The following is a 20,386-nucleotide window of genomic DNA, read 5'->3' on the forward strand; positions in this document are numbered from 1 at the left end:
CAAATGGAACGAGTGCCCGACCATTTCAAGCATTTCCGTCCCCAGCTGTATTATTTTTCTAATACAGCTTCCCCTTGCTGCTTCAAAGCGGCTTCGACCAGCGGGGATAATCCTTCGACAACCCGAGACACGCCCTTGGCATTGGGATGGATGTTATCCGGTAGCATTAAGGTCGCATCCGTCACCACGCCATTGAAGAAAAAAGGATATAGCGCGGCACCATAACTGTTGGCCAGATCCGGGAAAATCCCATTAAAAGAATTTACATAATCTGCACCTAAATTTGGCGCGGCTAACATACCCGTCAGCACCACCGGAATGTCGCGGCGTTTCAATTCGTCCATCATCGCGGTCATATTCGCTTTGGTCTCTTCAGGCTTGATGCCGCGCAACATGTCATTGCCGCCAAGGCCAAGCACGACCAGATCAGGTTTTCGGTCCAGATTATCGAGCACGAAGGACAACCGCGTTTTTCCGGCCGCTGTGGTGTCCCCCGACACACCCGCATTGTGCACCCGGGCGTTCATCCCTGCCGCTTGCAATGCTGCCTGCAATTGCGGGGCAAGCCCTTCATTCGGCGCAAGGCGATACCCCGCATACAGGCTGTCACCGAACGCAACAACCAATTGGTCATATTGTGCGACCTTTGCCGTTTGCTGAACTTCGGTCTTATTTTCCGCTACAGGATTAGACCCGCATCCCGACAACCCTTGGATTGCGACACATAACGCCCCATATAGCCAAAAACTTCTCATAAGGATTTTTCCTTGCACGCTCCGATCACTCATAAAGCGGATATGGCAATCCGCGCGGCAAATGTCACCCTTAGCCTTGGCAGCAACGACGCATCCGTGTCGATTTTACGCGGCGTAGACCTAGAGGTCCCCTATGACAGCAGCGTCGCGTTGCTTGGGCCGTCGGGATCAGGCAAATCTTCTTTGATGGCCGTGCTGGCGGGGTTGGAGCAAGCCAGCGGCGGCACTGTCCTTGTCGATGGTCTGGATTTCACTAAATTGGATGAAGACGAACTCGCCCGGGCACGGCGTGGTCGGATTGGTATTGTGTTACAGGCATTTCACTTGTTGCCCACCATGACCGCACTTGAGAATGTCGCTATCCCTTTAGAACTTGCCGGTCTGCACGACCCGTTCGGCCGCGCGCAAAGCGAGCTTGAAGCCGTTGGCCTTGGGCATCGGCTGACGCATTATCCATCGCAGTTGTCGGGCGGCGAACAACAACGCGTCGCTATTGCCCGCGCCATGGCCGCAGGGCCAAAGATAATCTTTGCCGATGAACCAACGGGCAATTTGGATGGGTCCACAGGCACGGCGATTATCGACCTCTTGTTCGACCGCCGCGCCGCATTGGGCGCCACCTTGTTGATCATCACCCACGACCCCGAACTCGCCCGCAAATGCGACCGGGTAATTTCCATGCAAGACGGGCATGTCGTGGAGAGCGCGGCTTGATTGGCGAACAACATATCCTCCCCGTTTCGGGGAGGTGGCAGTGCGAAGCACTGACGGAGGGGGGCCTGCGCCGCGCGCTGAGCCAATTGCCCCCTCCACCCCGCTTCGCGCGGTCCCCCTCCCCGTTCCGGGGAGGATTTAGATGACCCTCCCTTTCGCCGCCATTTGGCGCATTTCGCGCCGTGACCTGTCCGCGCGTATCCGTGGGCTCCGGTTGCTAGCAATCTGTCTATTCCTCGGCGTTGCGACGCTCGCGGCTATTGGCAGTCTGACCGCTGGCATCGCTGATGAATTGTCAAAGCGTGGCCAGACCATCCTTGGCGGCGATGTCGAAATAGGCATTGCCCAGCGCGAAGCGACGCCAGCCGAAATGGTGGCTATGCGCAACGCTGGCTTAGTCTCAGAGACTGTCCGCTTGCGCGCAATGGCCATTGGTCCAGCCGCTGATAGTGACAGCCTGCTCGCCGAGTTGAAGGCTATTGATGTCGCGTACCCGCATTATGGCGCGTTGACCCTGCGCGATGGCGCTACGGTAAAGGCTCCAGCAAAAGGCGATATTTACATCGGGCAAAGCTTGTCCGAACGGCTCGATATCGACACCAGCGGTTTTGTGCGCTTTGGTGAAGCATCATTTAAGGTCGCGGGCATTATCGCCGAAGAACCTGACCGTTTGGGCGAAGGCTTCACGCTTGGCCCCGTGGCTATCATTAACATGACATCGTTGCCGGACACCAAACTGATCCAGCCGGGCAGCATGTATGAGGCAAAATACCGCATCAAGCTGGCCGCGAACGAAGACGCCGCCGCCGTCGCAAAGTCGCTTGAAGCGCAGTTCCCGTCGGCGGGTTGGGACATCACGGATCGCTCCAACGGCGCACCCGGCACACGGCGCTTCATTGAACGCATGGGGCAATTCCTGACTTTGGTCGGCCTTGCCGCCTTGGTCATCGCGGGCATTGGCGTTGGCAATGGCGTGAGCAGCTACCTCGCCAGCAAGCGCGCCAGCATCGCGACATTGAAGGTTACGGGCGCGGACAGCGGAACGATATTCCGCATCTATATGCTGCAAATCCTGACTGTTGCCGCAGGCGCGATTATCGCTGGCCTTGCGATGGGCAGCGTCATGCCTATGGTCATTGGCGGGGTGGCTGGCGACATATTGCCGGTTGCACCTGGCTTTAATCTGCATCCTTTGCCCTTGCTTGTCAGTGCAATCTACGGCCTGTTGATCGCCATTGCCTTTGCCCTGCCGCCTCTCGCCCGTGCACGCACGGTGCCCGCCGCTGGCCTGTTTCGCGCGATTGTGGAAGGCAACGCCCGCATCGACCGGCGCAGCGCCGTGTGGGTAATTTCGGCGATCCTCGCAGTTATCGCACTTGCGGTGGTGACAGCAAGAGAGCCTCTATTCTCACTCGCCTTTATCGGCGCGGCCTTTGGCTTGCTGCTGCTGCTCACGGGCATTGCATGGCTGCTGCGCTTTATCGCGTTGCGCGTGCCGCGGCCAAAGGCACCCTTGCCGCGCCTCGCGCTCGCCAACCTGCACCGCCCGGGTGCGCAGACGCAGGCTTTGGTCGTGGCACTTGGCCTTGGCCTCACCTTATTTGTGACGCTCGCGGCCATTCAAACCAGCATCAACAATGAAATCAGGAATAGCGTACCCGACCGAGCGCCAAGCTTCTTCGCCTTGGATATCCCGCGTGGGGGCGAAGCCCAATTCAGACAAATGGTCACAGAAGCCGACCCCAAAGCTACCATCAACATGATCCCTGCCTTGCGCGGGACTATTGTTGAATTTGGCGGCCAGCGTGTGGATCAGTTGGAAGAACTGCCCGAAGGCGCTTGGATCCTCAACGGCGACCGCGGGCTCACCTATAGCGGCGTCATGCCCAATGGCAGCGAGATTGTCGCGGGCGCTTGGTGGCCAAAGGAATATAAAGGCCCTGCCTTGGTCAGCCTTGAGGCAGAAGCCGCAGAAAGCTTGGGCGTGGGCGTTGGCGATAGCTTGACCATCAGCCTGCTTGGTGTGGAAATTCCCGCCAAAATTGCATCCTTACGTACCGTCAAATGGGATAATTTTGGCCTAAATTATGTGATGGTGTTTTCGCCGGGAAGCTTGGACGCGGCGCCGCATAACATGGTGGCAACGTTGACGGTGTCGAAGCAAGCCGAGCGCATATTGGCAAAATCGATCCCGCCCACATTCCCGTCCTCTTCGCTGATTGAGGTGGGCGAAGTGACCGCACAGATCACCATATTGCTCACGCAAATGGCGCAAGCCATTGCTGCTGCGGCATCCATCGCCATCTTGGCTGGAATCGCCGTGCTCGTCGGCGCTATCGCCGCTGCGCGCCAATCGCGCATCTACGACAGCGTCATCATGAAAATGTTGGGCAGCACGAGGCGGCAAATCTTGGGCGCGCAGGCGTTGGAATATGGCATATTGGCGGTGGTGCTCGGTTTGGTGTCGCTGCTGCTTGGCATGTCGGCGGCATATTATGTCGTGGTCGAGATATTCGACTTCAGCTTTGCGCCTGATTATTCGATCCTGGCGTTGACGCTCATTGGCGGGGCAGGATTGACCTTTGTATTGGGCATCGTCGGATCGCTTCCGATTTTGGCGGCACGGCCTTCGGAAGCGTTGCGCTCGTTATAAAACTGAATTTGTCATTCCCGCGAAACCGGGAACCCATGGCCTGAGCGTTCGGCAAAAGCTGTCAGGGCGGACCATGGATCCCCGATCAAGTCGGGGATGACAATTCTGATCATTTTTCTGTTCCGGCCAAATGCGTGGCCAATGGCGCAGACAATATCAACTGCGCCATATGATATATCAGCGTTGGCAGCAGGACCATGCCGGCAATCGCAGGCGGGAATATCGTTGCAGCGAGCGGCGCACCAATGGCGATGCTTTTCTGCCCACCCGAAAATAGCATCGTAATCCGGTCGCCGCGCGGTAGCTTCATGGCCCCGCTTAAGGCCCAAGCCCCGCCAAAGCCAACCAGCAGCATGACCGACAAAGCCAAGGCCAACCATGCAAGCTCATCACCGCGCACCACGCTCCATATCCCCGCCACAACCGCGCCCGAGAACGCCACATAAACCGCAATCGCAATCGAGATGCGGTCCATCCAAGTCGCCAGTTCCTTGTTGCGGTCTACCCATGGCTTGCACCAACGCTGCGCCATTTGGCCAAGCGTGAAGGGCAGAAGCAAGATAAGCGCAATGCGCCCAACGGCTTCGCCTGAAATATTCGCCTCCCCCACATGCGCCAAAACCGCCAAGAGCAAAGGCGATAGCACCACGCCGATCAGATTGACCAAGGCCGCCGCGACAACAGATGCGGCCACATTGCCTTTGGCCAAAGCGCAATAAGCCGCAGCCGACTGCACGGTGGATGGTAAAATGCCGGTGAATAACAAACCTAAGGCAAGTGTCGGCGGCAAGATATTGTCGAAAATATATGACAGCGCCAATCCGGTGGCTGACATTACGCCAAATACGAAGAGGAAAATCGCCCCCTGCAACCGCCAATTGCGCGCGCCATTTATCACTTCATGTCGCGGCAAGCGCACGCCATTAAGGAAAAACAACAGGAATATAGCCGCCAAGGATATGAACGACGCGACCTCCGCTGCTGGACCGCGCACGGGAAGTACGCACGCCAACAATATCGTGGCAAGCAGGAGCATAACGAAGCGATCAGCGAAGATACGAGCGAACATCCAAGCGCTTTGACCGTTGCAATCGCGTATTGCAACACCAGCGATGTTGCACCGCAGCGCATATTGCGTTAATGGCGCGCGAGAATCTGGTGGCATGTGGCTGCTATGAAGACCTTCCAAAAGGCCCATTTCCAAATGTCATTGCGTAACATCGCTATCATCGCGCACGTCGATCACGGCAAAACTACTCTTGTTGACCAACTGTTTCGGCAGTCGGGCACCTTCCGCGACAACCAGCGCATCGAAGAGCGCGCAATGGATTCGAACGATCTTGAAAAAGAACGGGGCATCACCATTCTTGCCAAATGCACTTCGGTTGAGTGGGACGATCATAAGGGCGAAAAAACGCGCATCAACATCGTCGATACACCGGGCCACGCTGACTTTGGCGGCGAGGTTGAGCGCATCTTGTCGATGGTCGATGGGGTTATCCTGCTGGTGGACTCATCCGAAGGCGCGATGCCGCAAACTAAGTTCGTTACCGGCAAGGCCTTGGCCCTTGGCCTGAAGCCCATAGTCGTCGTCAACAAGGTCGACCGTCCTGACGAGCGTATTCAGGAAGTGCTGGACGAGGTGTTCGATCTGTTCGTGTCGCTTGATGCAACGGACGAGCAGCTTGATTTCCCTGTGCTGTATGCCTCAGGTCGTAATGGCTATGCCTCGATTGACCCAAGCGCGCGTGAAGGCACGCTCACGCCGATGTTTGAAACGATCGTCAGCCATGTGCCGGAACCAAAGGCAGATGTTGACGGCGAATTCAAAATGCTCGTCACCCTGCTGGACCGCGACAACTTTTTGGGCCGTATTCTGACTGGCCTTGTGCTCTCGGGCACAGTCAAGGTGAACCAGCAAATCCACGCGCTGAACCCCGACGGCAAGGTCGTTGAAAGCGGCCGTGCGTCCAAAATCATGTCGTTCCGCGGCCTTGAGCGCGTTCCTGTCGAAGAAGCCAAGGCTGGCGACATCATCTCTATTGCGGGCATGACTACCGCAACCGTGGCCGACACCATTGCCGAGCCATCGGTCACTGAGCCGCTTCAGGCGCAGCCAATCGATCCGCCCACCTTGTCGATGCGCTTTTCGGTGAATGACAGCCCCATGGCTGGCCGTGAAGGCACCAAGGTTACCAGCCGCATGATCCGCGACCGCCTGATGCGCGAAGCGGAGAGCAACGTTGCTGTTCGTATCACCGAGGCGGAAGACAAGGATAGCTTTGAAGTCGCTGGCCGTGGTGAGCTTCAATTGGGCGTCCTCATCGAAACCATGCGCCGCGAAGGCTTTGAGCTTGGCATCAGCCGCCCACGCGTGCTGTTCCGCGAAGACGAAAAAGGCCAGAAGACTGAGCCTTATGAGACCGTCGTTATCGATGTGGATGATGAATATTCAGGCACAGTCGTTGAGAAAATGGCGGTGCGGAAGGGCGACATGACCGACATGCGTCCATCGGGTGGTGGCAAGACGCGTATCACCTTCAGCGCGCCATCACGCGGGTTGATTGGCTATCATGGAGAATTCCTGTCCGACACGCGCGGCACGGGCATCATGAACCGTCTGTTCGAAAAATATGGCCCGCATCGTGGTATGATTGAAGGCCGCAAGAACGGCGTGCTGATTTCCAACGGCGCGGGCGAAGCCGTTGCTTATGCCCTTGGCCCATTGGAAGAACGCGGAATTCTGATGGTTTCGCCTGGGGAAGCCTTGTATGAAGGCATGATCATCGGCGAAAATGCGAAGCCAGATGACCTTGAAGTCAACCCAATGAAGTCGAAGCAGCTGACGAACTTTCGTTCGACCGGCAAGGACGACGCCATCCGCCTCACCCCGCCTAAGCGCCTGACGCTTGAGCAAGCCATTGCCTATATTGATGATGATGAAATGGTTGAGGTAACGCCAAAGAATATCCGCTTGCGCAAGCGCTTGCTTGACCCCAATGAGCGGAAAAAAGCATCGCGCGCCAAACAGGCCGCATAATGAAAAGGGCGTCGATTTCGGCGCCCTTTTTCTTTGGGCGACGGCCCTAAGGTCGGCAGCCTAAATGGCTTCGCCGGCCGCGACGCCGCTGGCCCACGCCCATTGAAAATTGTATCCGCCGAGCCAACCCGTGACATCCACCGCCTCGCCGACGCAATACAGACCTGGCATTTTCTTCGCCTCCATCGTCTTTTGCGACAGGCCATCTGTGCTGATCCCGCCCAATGTCACCTCTGCCTTGGCATAGCCCTCACTGCCATTGGGCACGAATGGCCAGTTGCCGAGTAGCGTACCCGCACCCACCAATTTCCGGTCGTTTTGGTCGGCAAGGTTGCCGAGTAGACCAATTTTGGCGGCGAGCGCTTCGGCCAAGCGCGCAGGTAAGACACGGTCCAATGTTGACCGCAAAGTCGCACGTGGCCGTGCGCGTTTTTCCGATAGCAATAATTCGGTGGCATCCAATGATGGCAGGAAATCAATCTCCACTTGGTCCCCAGGACGCCAATAGCTGCTGATTTGCAGTACTGCGGGGCCACTAAGCCCCCGATGGGTGAACAATGCGGCCTCTCGGAATGCAGCCGTTCCATGCTTTGCAACCACGTCTGACGATACGCCCGATAGTTCGCGAAACAACACATCATCACCGCCAAGCGTGAGCGGGACCAAAGCAGGCCGTGGCTCCACAATCTTCAACCCGAACTGTCGCGCAAGGTGATAGGCAAAGGCAGTCGCACCCATTTTTGGAATGCTGGGGCCGCCGGTCGCAATCGCCAACGCCGCACCTTGCGCGCGCACATTGTTATAGGTGACAACATAGTCGCTGCCATCATGCATCACTTCACCCACAGGCGCATCGAACACGAAATCGACCCGACCACCAAAAGCCGCCGATTTATCACATTCGGCCATCAGCATGGCGACGATCTGCCGCGCGGAACCGTCGCAGAATAATTGCCCCAGCGTTTTTTCATGAAAGGCGATGCCATGTGCATGCACCAGATCGATAAAATCCTGCGGCGTATATCGGCCAAGTGCTGACTTTGCGAAATGCGGGTTGGCCGACAAATAGCGTTCTTGTGCATGCGTGGTGGTTGCATTCACATTGGTAAAGTTACAGCGTCCCCCGCCGGAAATGAGGATTTTCTTACCCGGCCCCGTGGCGTGGTCGATAACCAGAACGCGCTTTCCACGTTGCCCGGCAGTCAAAGCGCACATCAGGCCTGCGCCACCGGCACCAAGGATAATCGCGTCATAGATGTTTGAACTTGCCATTTCGTCCCCCTGCACTGCCCGCGCTATATTGCCAAGTGCTATGCTTTGCGGCAAAGCGCGCGTCATGACTGAAGAAACGAAATCCGCGGGTCCCAACACCCCGCCCGATCACCTGTCGATTAACCCGATGAGCCCGCATTTTGACGGCGACCTGCTGTCGCGTGGCATTGGCATTCGCTTCAAAGGCGAAGTGCGCACCACAGTTGAGGAATATTGCATTTCTGAAGGCTGGATCAAGGTTCAGGCTGGCAAAGCGCGTGATCGCAAAGGCAACCCGTTACTGATCAAGCTGAGCGGTCCGGTCGAGGCATGGTTTGAAGACCTTGGCGACGACGCGCCCGTGGCGAAGCTTTAACCGCGCTGCGCTTTACCGCTTCGGAAAAACGGAAATCAGCTTGGCCAGTTGGTCGTTGACGGGATCAAGCTGATCATCCGGCGTGTTGCCGAGCCTTACAATCGTGAGCCGATGCTGCGGTGACACCACCACAAATTGTCCCAAATGTCCTAATGCGGCAAAGACGTCCGCTGGGGCCTTGCCGGGAAACAGGACTCCATCGCGGCCGTCATTGCGTATCCGATTAAGCCACAGATGCCCGCCATAGCTGGTATCGGTTTGGCTTGGCGTCTTCATAAAGCGCATCCAGCTTGTCGGCATCATTTGCGCAGAGCGCACCGACCCATTGTTCCGCAAAAATTCGCCAAATTTTGCCCAATCACGCGCGGTGGCGTGGATAAGGCTTCCGCCGAGCATTGTGCCGTTGCGGTCAAATTCAGGCACGGCGCTTGTCATGCCCAGCGGCTCAAACAAACGACCCCGCGCATATTCCAACATCGCATCCCGCCGCACAACGGGGTCTTTGCTATCCGTCAATGACCGCGTCATGATGTCGACGAGTATGTGGCTGGTGGCGGTGCTATATTCATATTTCTTGCCGGGGATTGCTTCCAAAGGCCGCGTTTCGGCATAGCGCGCAACATGTTCACGGCCATCGAGAAACAGCATGCGCGGCGTGTCTGCATCAAAAATCTCGACACTGCCTTCCGCCATTTCGGTGTGGTCCAACCCTGATGACATATGGAGCAAATGGCGCAGCGTGATTGCCGCACGGCCATCGCGGGGGGTTTGCCATTCGGGCACAATTGCTGGTTCATCCAAGGCCAGCCGCCCGTCCGCCACCATCATACCCACCAAAACGCCAGTCACGCTTTTGGCCATGGACCAGCTAATCAGCTTGGTGTCCGGCCCATATCCCGGCGCATAGCGTTCGGCAACAACACGTCCACCATGCATGATGACCAAGGCGCGGGTTTCACCGACCGCTGGATCTTCAAAAAAAGGGGCTATGGCAGCGGCCAGCTTTGCTTCGCTGATCACCGCGTCATCGATAACCATGCTAAAGCCTGGAGCAGGAGGCTTGGCAGGCTGTTCTGCAGCGCACCCAGAGAGGCTGAGGGCAGCGATTGCACAAAAAGCGGTTGCGGCAAGGTGAATTTTGTTTCTAGGCATAAGATGCTTCGATGCACCAAATGGAGGGCCCATGGCAACCGCAACTTCGACCCAAAGACCAAAAGCACCGCAACCGCGATTCAAGAGATTGAAAATTGCCGGTTTGGTCATCGTCTTGTTCGCGGCCTTGTGGCTGTTTTGGAACTGGAACAGCATCAAGGGTCAGGCGCGCGTGGGGGCCGCTTATGGCGCGCATGTCACTTGCTCTTGCCGCTATATTCAGGGTCGCGACATGGCGTCATGCGAAACTGACAAGGAAAAAGGCATGGAGATTGTGCGCTTAAGCGACGATCCCGAAAATAAACGCGTCTACGCATCCGTGCCGTTTATGGCCGAAGCTGTGGCGGAACGGCGCGGTGCTTTTGGTTGCATCCAATTGAACGCAGCGGAAATCGAGGCGCTTTGATTGAGCTATGGGCCGCTAACGTTTTGCCGGCACAAGAATGAACGCAGAGATTAACAATTCTGTCGCGCCCCCAGCTAAGGCGACAAATGCCGGCGCGATACCGAGCCATAAAGCGACCGCGGCGATAGCAATGAGGACCAGGCCGAGCATAACATAAAGATGCATGCCGTAGACCGTCTGAAACACGAGGTAACGCGCCCCGACCACCGACAAGGCAATGGCGAAGAACCAATCGCCATACGTCCCGCTGACCAGATAGGCGATGGCAAGGCCAATGATGAGGAACGCCGTGGATTGCAGCGCGAGCATCTCCATCGGGTTCGGCGCGCGCGAGCTGCCACGATAGTAGACCCGCCGCGCAAGCAACAACGACACCGGATGGATCAGCATCCCGCCGAAAAACAATGTGGCCATGCCGGAAAACAGGTCGGCATATAAAGTTACCGCCCCGGCAATCACCCATAATAGTCCAGAAACGAAAATACCAACCCCGCCATTGACATAGGCCCGGCGCATGTCGCGTTGTGCGTCCTTCAAATGCATCCTGAACTCCCCCCTCAGTAAGCGTATGATCTTAGGCGGCGGAAGCCATCTCCACCGCAAGTGTTTCTTCGATCCAGCCACCGCCAAGCACGTGGTCACCATCATATAATACCGCGGCCTGCCCCGGCGCGACGCCATATTCAGGCGCGTCAAAACGAAGCCATTCGCCATCCAGACGGGCAGGCACAGGGCGGGACATAGACCGCACCTTCGCCATTACCGGCCTGTTGCCGATATCGGATAGCCAGTTGGCATCAATGATCCGCGCGGCGGGAACGGCAAGCGCCGCACGCGGCCCGACAATCACACGCTGCGTCGCGGCATCCAAGCGGATGACATATAAAGGCACTGGCTGTCCGCCAACCTCAAGCCCTTTGCGCTGCCCAACGGTGTAATGAATGAGGCCCTTATGCTGGCCAAGAATGCGGCCATCCATATGGACAATGTCCCCGCCGATTTCTGCATCAGGCCGAATTTTGCGGACGACGCTGGCATAATCACCATCGGGTACAAAACAAATGTCCTGACTGTCGGGCTTCATCGCCACGATCAACCCCATTTCCTGCGCAATGGCCCGAACATGGGGTTTGGGCATGCCCCCCAAAGGAAAGCGGAGATAATCCAGTTGGTCTTGCGTGGTCGCAAACAGAAAATAGCTTTGGTCCCGCGCTGGGTCGGCGGCACGGTGCAGTTCGGCACCAGTGGCCCCTTCGACGCGGCGGACATAATGGCCAGTTGTAAGGCAATCCGCATTAAGTTCCCGCGCGAGGCGGAACAGGTCAGTGAATTTCACGCCCATATTGCAGCGAACGCAAGGGATTGGCGTCCGGCCCGCCATATATTCATCGGCAAAATGGTCGATGACCGATTCGCGAAAGCGGCTTTCATGGTCAAAAACATAATGCGCAATGCCAAGCTTGTCAGCGACGGCACGTGCGTCGCGTATGTCCTGTCCGGCACAGCACGCCCCTGCCCGTTTTACGGCGCTACCATGATCATACAGTTGCAATGTGACGCCGATGGTTTCCGCGCCCGTACGCGCCGCGAGCGCCGCCACAACCGAGGAATCGACACCGCCTGACATGGCAACGACGATCCGCTTACCTTTCAGGTCAGGGCCAAGTTGAAAATCAGTATGATAAATATCGTCGGTCATCGGATTGCCTCCATAGAAGCTTCATCCGCGAATTGATAGTTTTCTGAACGGTTTCCAAGCCCCGTTCCATGGGCACCCTGCGTCATACGCTAAAGGGCGTTAATCTGTCTTAACAAGGATTGAACAGCGACCCGTTGGGTTGTTCGCCGCAAGGCGGAGGTCGTGGCTGCTGTCAATGGTGGGCTGTTGTCCATTAACGACCTATGTGAACGCTATTGCCTAACGCTTTCTGCGCGTAACCCGCATCCAACATTATCGTGGCCTATATGAACGGCGACAAAAATACTGATGTGAAACGGCGCGTCGGTAAAATATGCTTTTTGCGCATTCATAAAAAGCCACGCAGCCGTTTCTGCGCGGCTTTTTATGTTGTTTGTCGAAGCATATGCAGCGTCAGTCTGTATTGTTGCGCAGGGGCGTTTGTGATATCCTAAGGGATGTCAAATCGTTTAACCCGCGCACGTTCCGCTGCTTGCGGACAGTGACTTATTAGGGTAATACAGTCATATTATGAACATGTTGGGGGCGTGCGCGCTTCCTGAAGCTATTATTTGGAATTCCGGTATGAATTACGAGACTATGATGAGCGCCACGATAAATGGCGAAATTCTGCAGGACAACCGCGATCGGAACCAGCGTCGGATCCGCATTGCAGCCATCATCGTCGTTATTCTGATTATAGCGGGGGCCGCTTATTATTTCTTCGGTAGCGGCAATAATGCCCCCACCGATGCGGATAAGGCTGGCCAAGCCCAGACCGTGACCGTCGTCGCTCCGGGCCGTGATAGCGTGATGCGCGCGATTAACGCGACCGGCACATTGGCCGCACGCCGCGAAATTCCCGTTGGCGTCGTTGGCGAAGGCGGGCGCGTCCTGCAAGTGTATGTCGATGCAGGCGATTGGGTCACACAAGGCCAGGTCTTGGTGAGCGTTGACCGTTCGGTACAAACGCAGCAGGCCGCCGCGCTTGAGGCGCAGACCGGTGTCGCCCGCGCTGACTTGCAACTTGCCCAAAACGAACTCGACCGCGCGATGCAGTTGGTTGACCGGGGTTTTATTTCCAAGGCAGATATGGATCGCAAGACCGCGACGCGTGATGCCGCCCGTGCGCGGGTGAATGTCGCCAACGCACAACTTGCCGAAACCCGTGCCCGCAATGCGCGTCTGGACGTCCGTGCGCCCGTCTCTGGCTATGTGCTGGAACGCAATGTGGAGACCGGACAGACGGTGTCCGCAGGCAGCGGTATATTGTTCCGCATCGCCAAGGATGGTCAGTTAGAGCTTCAGGCCAAATTAAGCGAAGATGATCTCGCGCAAATCGCCGTCGGCATTCCTGCATCCGTGACCCCCGTTGGCGTTGATCGCGTATTTAACGGCAATATCTGGCAAATTTCGCCAATGATAGACGTGCAGAGCCGTCAGGGTATGGCGCGTATTGCCTTGCCATTTGACGCGGCATTACGCCCCGGTGGCTTTGCTTCTGTTGAAATCAAATCCGGCGCTATGACCTCGCCGGTCCTGCCTGAATCCGCCGTTCAAACCGGGCGCGAAGGCAGCTTTGTGTATATTGTCGGCAAAAATAACAAGGTGCAGCAACGCTTGGTTAAGCTGGGCCCAGTGACCGCCAATGGCTTGATTATTGAAGAAGGCTTGGACGGCACCGAACGCGTCGTTCTATATGCGGGCGGCTTCCTCAACCCGGACGAAACGATCAATCCCAAACTGTTGAAAAAACAGTAAGTCGTTGGGCCATTCGGGATATACATCATGAATTTAAATAACATTTCTGCATGGTCCATCCGCAATCCGGTGGTGCCAATCGTCTTGTTCGTCGCACTCACCCTTGCCGGTATCATGTCGTTCCGGAACATGGATGTGCAGAATGATCCTGATATCGAATTCCCCGTGGTTGTTGTCTCGATTTCGCAACCCGGCGCTGCGCCGACCGAAATCACCACACAGATAACGCAAAAGGTCGAATCCGCGATCCGCAGTGTGCAGGGCGTGCGCAACATCGACGCAACCTCTAGTGAAGGCAACACGACGGTCAGCGCCGAATTTGAAATTGGCGACGATATCAACGCCGCAGTCAGCGAAGTGAAAAACGCCGTCGACCAAATCCGCAGCGACCTGCCCGATGGCATTTTGGAACCGCAGATTTTCAAGGTCGCCACCTCCAGCGACCCAATCGCCTATTTTGCGGTTGAAGCCAGCGACATGACGCTGGAGCAATTAAGCTGGTTTGTTGATGACACGGTTGCGCGCCGTTTGCTCTCCGTTGAAGGCATGGCTTCGGTTAGCCGCAATGGCGGCGTCAACCGCGAAATCCGCGTCGTGTTGGATCCTGCGAAGATGCAGTCACTGGGTGTGAGTGCGAGCCAGATTAACGCGGTGCTGCGCCAACAAAATGTCAACGCGTCGGGCGGCCAATCGCAAATTGCTGGATCACGCCAATCGGTCCGCGTGCTGGGCAACGCCACCGACGCCTTCGCGCTGAGCCAGACGCAGATCAGCCTTGGCGGCGGCCGCTCCATCAAATTGGCCGATGTGGCGCAAGTCACAGATGGTTTTAGCGAACAACGCGCCATGGCCTTTTCTGGCGGCAAACAAGTCGTAACCTTCGCCATGTCGCGCGCCAAGGGTGCCTCCGACGTCACGGTCTTCGACGATGCGATGGTCAAAATCGCGGAAATCAAAAAAGAAAATCCCGGCATCAATTTTATCACATTGTTCAACAGCGTGGATTATACCAAGGGCCAGTATAAAAGCTCTATCGAGGCGATGATTGAAGGCGCGTTGCTTGCCATCGTGTTCGTTTTCCTGTTCCTGCGCGATTGGCGGGCAACGATTATTTCGGCCATTGCCATTCCCTTGTCGGCCATTCCGACTTTCTGGTTTTTGGACCTGATGGGCTTCACGCTGAATACCATGTCGCTGTTGGCGCTTGGCCTTGTTGCCGGGGTGTTGGTCGATGACGCCATTGTGGAAATTGAAAATATCGTCCGGCATATGCGGATGGGCAAATCGGCCTATCAGGCATCGATTGATGCCGCCGATGAAATCGGCCTTGCGGTGGTTGCCACCACATTTTCAATTGTCGCGGTGTTCCTGCCCGTTGGCCTTATGCCCGGCGTTGCAGGACAATTTTTCAAGAATTTCGGGCTAACGGTCGTCGCCTCGGTTCTCGTGAGCCTTGCTGTCGCGCGCATGATTACGCCCATGATTGCCGCTTATTTTCTGAAAGCCGACGGTATGGCCGACCATGGCGAGGCCGGCTGGATCAACCGATATATGAAAATCCTGCGCTGGTCGCTGGGTCACCGCCGTTGGATGATGGGCATTGGTGCAGTGGCGCTCGCACTGACGGTCGCATTGCTTGTCGTCCTGCCAAAGCAATTCTTCCCCGATGGCGATACCGATTTCAGCCGTATTCGCATCGAAATGGTGCCCGGAACCACGTTGGAGCGCACGCGGGAGATCAGCAATGAGGCCGCAGCAATCGTCGAGCAGCAGCCTGAAGTCAAAACGGCATTGCAAAGCGTGCGCGAAGGCGGCGCCAATATTTTTATCACCTTGCATGAGGATCGGGCCCGGACCAGTCAGGAATTCGAAGAAGACCTGACCCCATTACTCACGAAAATCGCGGACGCGCGCGTGACGTTTCAGGTTAATGGCCCGGGCGGCGGCGGTGGCGGTTCTGGGCGTGACGTGTCGGTCATGTTGTCTGGATCAGACCCCGAAATGCTTGACCGGACAGCGGCAACTTTGGTCGAACAGATGAAGACGCTGCCCGAATTGCGCGCGCCGCGTATCTCTGCGGATTTGCAGCGCCCCGAATTGATCATAAAGCCGCGCAATGACCTTGCGTCACAACTGGGCGTATCGACCGTGGCACTTAGCCAGACAATCCGCGTGGCGACGCTGGGCGACATTGACCAGAATAGCGCAAAATTCTCGCTCACCGACCGTCAAATCCCGATCCGCGTGATGCTGGCCAAGGAATCGCGTGAGAACTTGGATGTTATCCGCAACCTGCCTGTGCCATTGGCGAGCGGCGGGTCTGTGCCACTATCCCGCGTGGCGGATATCAGCTTTGGCGCTGGTCCAACCTCGGTACAACGTCGCAACCAGAATTTCCGTATCTTCATTGGTGCCGATTTTGCGCCGGGTATCGTGTCGTCCGAGGCGGACATAAAAATCAACAAGCTGCCCATCATGGAAAATCTGCCCACCGGCGTGTCCCGCGCACCTTTCGGGTCCCAAGAATGGGAGCAGGAAATGCAGGGCGATTTCATGGTCGCCTTGGTTTCCGGAACCTTGTTGGTGTTTGCGGTTCTGGTGCTTTTGTACCGCCGTTTCATGTCCCCCTTGGTCAACATGGGTTCGTTGTTGCTTGCGCCCTTGGGCGGCTTGCTGGCGCTTGCAATGGTTGGCCAGCCAATATCGATGCCGGTATTCATTGGCATATTGATGCTCTTTGGCATCGTGGCGAAAAACTCCATATTGTTGATCGATTTCGCGATCGAGGAAATGGCGCGCGGCGTGCCGAAGTTTGAGGCGATTATGGAGGCTGGGCATAAACGCGCACAGCCGATTGTGATGACCACGGTCGCCATGACCGCCGGTATGGTTCCCACCGCACTTGCCTTGGGCGGTGACGGCCAATGGCGCTCGCCCATGGGCACAGTCGTGATCGGCGGGCTTATCGTGTCGACCTTGCTGACGTTGCTTATCGTCCCTGCTGGTTTCAGCCTGGCCGATGGTTTTGAAAAGCGCGTTGGACCATGGCTGCGTACCCGATTGCTGACCTATGACCCCGATAATCATAAAGAGAATGTTACAGAGCCTGCCAAGCCAACGGACAAAGCCCCCGGCAAAGACGACTTGGGCGGCCTTCAGCCAGCAGAGTGAGTTGGTGGCAGCGCCGCCACAAAAGCGCGTTATCCTGAAACAAGTTCAGGATGACGATTCTGTTGGGATTGATTCTGTTGGGTCGGGTTCGCTGAACCACATTCCGCATGACGATGGGTGGCGTTTTTTACACATGCCGTTAAGGTCAGTCGCGTGAAAGCTATCAACCAACTGGGTCAGTCGGAAAAAGCGCGCTATGCGGCGCGGGATGCCGAACTGCGACAGATGCGGATTATCGCAACGGCCTTATTGCTGTGCATGGCGGCTTTGTTCGTTTTCGGCAAATATATGGAAACGCGCTACGACGGCTACTGGGGCTTTCTAAGGGCCTTTGCCGAAGCGGGGATGGTTGGTGGCCTTGCCGACTGGTTTGCCGTCACAGCGCTCTTCAGGCACCCTTTGGGCATACCTATTCCGCACACCGCGATCATTCCGAATAATAAGGAGCGGCTTGGTCGCACATTGGCCAGCTTTCTTCGGACAAATTTCCTGACCACTAAGGTCGTGGCCCGCCGCGTGCAGCGTATGGATGTGGCAGGTGCGATGGGCAAGTTTCTAAGCGCACCATCGGGCGGCGAAGGCCGGATGCGCATGGGGGCATCGCGCTTGATGGGGGATATCATCGCCGCGCTCGACGATGAACGATTGGGCGGCATCGCCAAGGGCGCAATTCGCAAGCAACTCGACAAGCTCGACATCGCGCCTTTGCTGGGCCAGCTGCTGACCGCCATGATCCGGGAGCGGCGGCATATCCCTGTGCTCGACGGCATCATCAAATGGGCGTCGGCAACATTGGAGGCCAATGAACATCTCATCCGCGAAATGGTGGAGGAACGCGCCAACACCCTCATGCGTTGGACGGGCCTTGATGACAAATTGGCCAATGCCATCGTCAACGGCCTGAATAAATTGCTCCACGACATGGCCGAAGACCCCGACCATCCGCTGCGGGAAAAGGGCGAAGAGGGGCTCGCCAAGCTGGCCCATGATCTACGTCATGATAAGGAACTGCAAGCCAAGGTCGCGCATTGGAAGGGGCAGTTGTTGGAAAACCCCGCGATCGGCACATGGATCAACAGCTTATGGGACCAAGGGCGCGATAGCCTGTTAAAAGCGGCGCGCAACCCCGATGCCGCCTTGGCGGGCAGCTTTGGTGATGCGCTCATCAAGCTGGGCGGCAATTTGCAAGCGGACACGAAGCTGAAACACCAAATCAACCGCTTTGCCCGCCGCGCCATTGTCGGCACGACCGAAAATTACGGCGATAACATCGTCCGGCTTGTATCCGACACCGTCGCCCGCTGGGATGCATCCACCATCACCGACCGCGTCGAAAATGCCGTCGGCAGCGACCTACAATTCATCCGCATCAACGGCACGTTGGTGGGCGGCTTGGCAGGGATCATCATCCACGCCGTCGGACTGTTGATTTAACCGCGCGGCAAGTCCGAAATCATCCGCTCGGCGGCCTCTGCTGCCGAGCGGGCAGCACGTTTCAAATTGGCTTGGAAATCGCCAGAGCTGTCGCCATTGGCATCATCGCTGATGGCCTTAATCGCGGCCCATTCTACATCCATCCGCGACGCAGCCTGCGCGACGGCGGCGGTTTCCATGTCAACGATATCGCCGCTGAGCGCCTTATGCAGCCTGCTGCCATGGTCCGCGCTTTCGACAAAACAATCGCTGGTGATGATACGCACCTTGGGCAGGCCAGTGTCGGGCATGACCGCAGCGCGGAAAGGTTCGGCATGCGCCTCCCCTATGGGCCAGGCCCCTGCCCTGTAATGCACAAAGCCATCGGCGCGCGAGGCGCCATAGTCGCCCTGCACGGCCTCGACGATCTGGAAGCAACTCCCCTCTCGCCCGTTCAGCTTTCCAGCGGTCCCAACAACCAGCAGCAAGTCGGCTTGATAATGCTCCACCAGCATCATCGCTGCCATCGCGGCGTTCACTTTGCCAATGCCGCTACAGGTGATGACGATGTTGCGGCCTGCAAAAGGCACCTGCCGCACCATGAAGCCGTGCAGCGCCTCGCTGCTGGCGCTCTGGCCGGGAAACAATGCCGCAGCCTCAGCATCCACGCCGGTAATAATTCCAACAGTTTTGAACATAAGCGACCAGCCTTTTATGCGAACATCAACGGCAGTCTAACCTGTGAATAGCGTAATTATGATGACAATGTTTGACGATTCGCAGAAATATGCACGATTCGCAGAAAAACTCTGAATTATTTATAATAGTCAGCAGTTTAGGCCGCTTTACGTGCCGCATCCGCATTGCGATCCAGAAAGGCGCGGATCGCCGATATGCTTTGTTCGACATGGCTTAACAGGAACAAATGCCCGCCATTTTCGACCACGAATAATGCGCTGTTCGGGATAAGGAAGTTCAAAAATTTGCCATTGGCCAGCGGCACAATCTGGTCATCATCACCCATCATGATCAGCGTTTCGGTCTTCAGAAACGGCAGGAAGGGCGCGCTCGTCCATCCCATCATCGCCATCAATTGATAGAAATATCCCGTTTTCGACGGGGGCGTAATGCGGCCAATATGCTCCGACTTATTGCCGACCATACCGCCATATAGCGTCTTGAAATGCTTCGCCATGAAATCAGGGTCGATATAGCGGCGCGGGTCCGCCATTTTGACGAGCGCCGCCGGATTGCCGGGTACCATCAACATGCCGGCGCTGGTCGCGGCCAAGATAAGCTTATTGGTGCGGGCATTGTTCTGCAGCGCAAATTGCTGCGCCATCGCCCCGCCCCAGCTTACGCCCATGACGTCGACAAGGGGCATGTCAAACCGATCCAGCAACAGCGCCGCAATCCGGGCCATCAGGATCGCGTTATAGGGCACCACAGGGTCCGGCGATCCGCCAATGCCGGGCATATCAAAGGTGATAAAGTCGCGGTCATCGAGCAATTCCGCCATCGGCGCCATCGCCTCAATATTCGCGCCAATGCCGTTGAAAAACAATATGGGCAGCTTCGTCGTCGCCTTGCACGCCCGCCAAACCGCCACCCGCAATGTGCGACCGTCAACGGTCTCCATGCTAAACTTGGGCGCGCGGTTTTTGGTCATAGATGTTCCTTTGGCCCTGTTTTGGGCGTGGTTTAAATCTTAACCGAACGACGGGGTGGTGCAAGGGGTTAAGTGCTACAACGCTTGACCAGTGAATGCGCTAGGCCTTTATTTGTCAGGTTCGACCGTCAGGATCGATCCGCGTTTACGCCGCTTAATCAAAGCATATATCGCAGCGCAAAAGATAATGGTTGGCATAAACCAAATAAACGCGAAAAGGCCAAGTTCGTATCCGTTTCCGGTGTTGAGTAGCGCATGGCTATGCCACATATTGTCAATGAGACATTTTCGGTGGCAGCTAAAACCATAGTTTTCGGGCCACCCAATTTTCCGAGATAGCCAAATGT

General features: G+C 56.6%; 16 protein-coding genes and 1 pseudogene. 9 read left to right on the forward strand and 8 right to left on the reverse strand.

All coding sequences use genetic code 11. From position 1 onward, the window contains the following. Positions 1–50 precede the first annotated feature (50 nt). Positions 51–755 carry an arylesterase gene (locus Q0O07_RS03765; protein ID WP_295490532.1) on the reverse strand — a complete coding sequence of 235 codons (705 nt, stop codon included), beginning with the start codon at positions 753–755 and terminating at the stop codon, positions 51–53. Positions 756–797: 42 nt separating this feature from the next. Here Q0O07_RS03765 and Q0O07_RS03770 point away from each other — a divergent pair, with 42 nt between their 5' ends. Together Q0O07_RS03770 and Q0O07_RS03775 are read left to right on the forward strand one after the other, a co-directional pair. Beyond that, entirely contained in the window at positions 798–1,469 is a 672-nt protein-coding gene (locus Q0O07_RS03770) for an ABC transporter ATP-binding protein (RefSeq protein WP_295490602.1), read from the forward strand. A 142-nt stretch (positions 1,470–1,611) separates the two neighbouring features. Beyond that, on the forward strand, positions 1,612–4,122 hold the full coding sequence (locus tag Q0O07_RS03775) for an FtsX-like permease family protein (protein WP_295490535.1): 2,511 nt from the start codon (positions 1,612–1,614) through the stop codon (positions 4,120–4,122). Between the two features lie 109 nt (positions 4,123–4,231). Here the strand turns inward: Q0O07_RS03775 and Q0O07_RS03780 are convergent, their stop codons facing one another. Then, the gene (locus Q0O07_RS03780) at positions 4,232–5,191 is read right to left on the reverse strand and encodes a bile acid:sodium symporter family protein (RefSeq protein ID WP_295490537.1); all 960 of its coding nucleotides are present in this window, start codon (positions 5,189–5,191) and stop codon (positions 4,232–4,234) included. Positions 5,192–5,326: 135 nt separating this feature from the next. Between Q0O07_RS03780 and typA the strand changes: the two genes are divergently transcribed. Continuing rightward, positions 5,327–7,162, forward strand: a complete 1,836-nt coding sequence (typA, locus tag Q0O07_RS03785) for a translational GTPase TypA (RefSeq protein ID WP_295490603.1) — start codon at positions 5,327–5,329, stop codon at positions 7,160–7,162. Positions 7,163–7,222: 60 nt separating this feature from the next. Here the strand turns inward: typA and Q0O07_RS03790 are convergent, their stop codons facing one another. Continuing rightward, positions 7,223–8,434, reverse strand: a complete 1,212-nt coding sequence (locus tag Q0O07_RS03790) for an NAD(P)/FAD-dependent oxidoreductase (RefSeq protein WP_295490539.1) — start codon at positions 8,432–8,434, stop codon at positions 7,223–7,225. Between the two features lie 64 nt (positions 8,435–8,498). Between Q0O07_RS03790 and Q0O07_RS03795 the strand changes: the two genes are divergently transcribed. After that, positions 8,499–8,789, forward strand: coding sequence for a DUF3297 family protein (locus Q0O07_RS03795; RefSeq protein WP_295490542.1), 291 nt, complete (start codon positions 8,499–8,501; stop codon positions 8,787–8,789). Between the two features lie 12 nt (positions 8,790–8,801). Here Q0O07_RS03795 and Q0O07_RS03800 read toward each other — a convergent pair whose 3' ends face one another. Continuing rightward, a complete protein-coding gene (locus Q0O07_RS03800) occupies positions 8,802–9,827 on the reverse strand; it encodes a serine hydrolase domain-containing protein (RefSeq protein ID WP_367271037.1) in 1,026 nt (341 codons plus the stop codon). A 145-nt stretch (positions 9,828–9,972) separates the two neighbouring features. Here Q0O07_RS03800 and Q0O07_RS03805 point away from each other — a divergent pair, with 145 nt between their 5' ends. Then, a complete protein-coding gene (locus tag Q0O07_RS03805; RefSeq protein ID WP_295490547.1) occupies positions 9,973–10,347 on the forward strand; it encodes a hypothetical protein in 375 nt (124 codons plus the stop codon). A 15-nt stretch (positions 10,348–10,362) separates the two neighbouring features. On the opposite strand, the gene Q0O07_RS03810 is transcribed toward Q0O07_RS03805, so the two are convergent. Then, positions 10,363–10,890, reverse strand: a complete 528-nt coding sequence (locus Q0O07_RS03810; protein WP_295490550.1) for a hypothetical protein — start codon at positions 10,888–10,890, stop codon at positions 10,363–10,365. A 31-nt stretch (positions 10,891–10,921) separates the two neighbouring features. Further along, positions 10,922–12,046, reverse strand: coding sequence for a tRNA 2-thiouridine(34) synthase MnmA (gene mnmA / locus Q0O07_RS03815; protein WP_295490552.1), 1,125 nt, complete (start codon positions 12,044–12,046; stop codon positions 10,922–10,924). Positions 12,047–12,169: 123 nt separating this feature from the next. Between mnmA and Q0O07_RS03820 the strand changes: the two are divergent. The 4 genes and pseudogenes from Q0O07_RS03820 to Q0O07_RS03835 form a co-directional block, all read left to right on the forward strand. Further along, a pseudogene (locus Q0O07_RS03820) lies at positions 12,170–12,335 on the forward strand (DUF1153 domain-containing protein); the annotation flags it as partial. A gap of 275 nt (positions 12,336–12,610) precedes the next feature. Continuing rightward, positions 12,611–13,786: an efflux RND transporter periplasmic adaptor subunit gene (locus Q0O07_RS03825; protein WP_295490555.1), complete on the forward strand. Its 1,176-nt coding sequence runs from the start codon at positions 12,611–12,613 to the stop codon at positions 13,784–13,786. A gap of 27 nt (positions 13,787–13,813) precedes the next feature. Continuing rightward, positions 13,814–16,957, forward strand: a complete 3,144-nt coding sequence (locus Q0O07_RS03830; protein ID WP_295490557.1) for an efflux RND transporter permease subunit — start codon at positions 13,814–13,816, stop codon at positions 16,955–16,957. Between the two features lie 225 nt (positions 16,958–17,182). Continuing rightward, positions 17,183–18,391, forward strand: coding sequence for a DUF445 domain-containing protein (locus Q0O07_RS03835; RefSeq protein ID WP_295490605.1), 1,209 nt, complete (start codon positions 17,183–17,185; stop codon positions 18,389–18,391). Here Q0O07_RS03835 and Q0O07_RS03840 read toward each other — a convergent pair. Further along, positions 18,388–19,068 (reverse strand): 5'-methylthioadenosine/S-adenosylhomocysteine nucleosidase, encoded by a 681-nt coding sequence (locus Q0O07_RS03840; RefSeq protein WP_295490560.1) that lies wholly within the window; start codon positions 19,066–19,068, stop codon positions 18,388–18,390. The two genes, Q0O07_RS03835 and Q0O07_RS03840, sit on opposite strands and share 4 nt — an antisense overlap. Positions 19,069–19,205: 137 nt before the next feature. Next, positions 19,206–20,039, reverse strand: coding sequence for an alpha/beta fold hydrolase (locus Q0O07_RS03845; RefSeq protein ID WP_295490563.1), 834 nt, complete (start codon positions 20,037–20,039; stop codon positions 19,206–19,208). Positions 20,040–20,386 lie beyond the last annotated feature (347 nt).

Source organism: Sphingorhabdus sp. EL138, assembly GCF_945890115.1.
GTDB lineage: Bacteria > Pseudomonadota > Alphaproteobacteria > Sphingomonadales > Sphingomonadaceae > Sphingorhabdus_B.

Excerpts from the sequence above, each read along its gene's own strand:
- Q0O07_RS03840 (WP_295490560.1), bottom strand. The coding sequence starts at position 19,068 with ATGTTCAAAACTGTTGGAATTATTACCGGCGTGGATGCTGAGGCTGCG.
- Q0O07_RS03830 (WP_295490557.1), top strand. The coding sequence starts at position 13,814 with ATGAATTTAAATAACATTTCTGCATGGTCCATCCGCAATCCGGTGGTG.
- Q0O07_RS03805 (WP_295490547.1), top strand. The coding sequence starts at position 9,973 with ATGGCAACCGCAACTTCGACCCAAAGACCAAAAGCACCGCAACCGCGA.
- Q0O07_RS03765 (WP_295490532.1), bottom strand. The coding sequence starts at position 755 with ATGAGAAGTTTTTGGCTATATGGGGCGTTATGTGTCGCAATCCAAGGG.
- Q0O07_RS03775 (WP_295490535.1), top strand. The coding sequence starts at position 1,612 with ATGACCCTCCCTTTCGCCGCCATTTGGCGCATTTCGCGCCGTGACCTG.
- Q0O07_RS03770 (WP_295490602.1), top strand. The coding sequence starts at position 798 with ATGGCAATCCGCGCGGCAAATGTCACCCTTAGCCTTGGCAGCAACGAC.
- Q0O07_RS03790 (WP_295490539.1), bottom strand. The coding sequence starts at position 8,434 with ATGGCAAGTTCAAACATCTATGACGCGATTATCCTTGGTGCCGGTGGC.
- Q0O07_RS03835 (WP_295490605.1), top strand. The coding sequence starts at position 17,183 with ATGCGGATTATCGCAACGGCCTTATTGCTGTGCATGGCGGCTTTGTTC.
- mnmA (WP_295490552.1), bottom strand. The coding sequence starts at position 12,046 with ATGACCGACGATATTTATCATACTGATTTTCAACTTGGCCCTGACCTG.
- Q0O07_RS03795 (WP_295490542.1), top strand. The coding sequence starts at position 8,499 with ATGACTGAAGAAACGAAATCCGCGGGTCCCAACACCCCGCCCGATCAC.
- Q0O07_RS03780 (WP_295490537.1), bottom strand. The coding sequence starts at position 5,191 with ATGTTCGCTCGTATCTTCGCTGATCGCTTCGTTATGCTCCTGCTTGCC.
- Q0O07_RS03800 (WP_367271037.1), bottom strand. The coding sequence starts at position 9,827 with ATGGTTATCGATGACGCGGTGATCAGCGAAGCAAAGCTGGCCGCTGCC.
- typA (WP_295490603.1), top strand. The coding sequence starts at position 5,327 with ATGTCATTGCGTAACATCGCTATCATCGCGCACGTCGATCACGGCAAA.
- Q0O07_RS03825 (WP_295490555.1), top strand. The coding sequence starts at position 12,611 with ATGAATTACGAGACTATGATGAGCGCCACGATAAATGGCGAAATTCTG.
- Q0O07_RS03810 (WP_295490550.1), bottom strand. The coding sequence starts at position 10,890 with ATGCATTTGAAGGACGCACAACGCGACATGCGCCGGGCCTATGTCAAT.
- Q0O07_RS03845 (WP_295490563.1), bottom strand. The coding sequence starts at position 20,039 with ATGACCAAAAACCGCGCGCCCAAGTTTAGCATGGAGACCGTTGACGGT.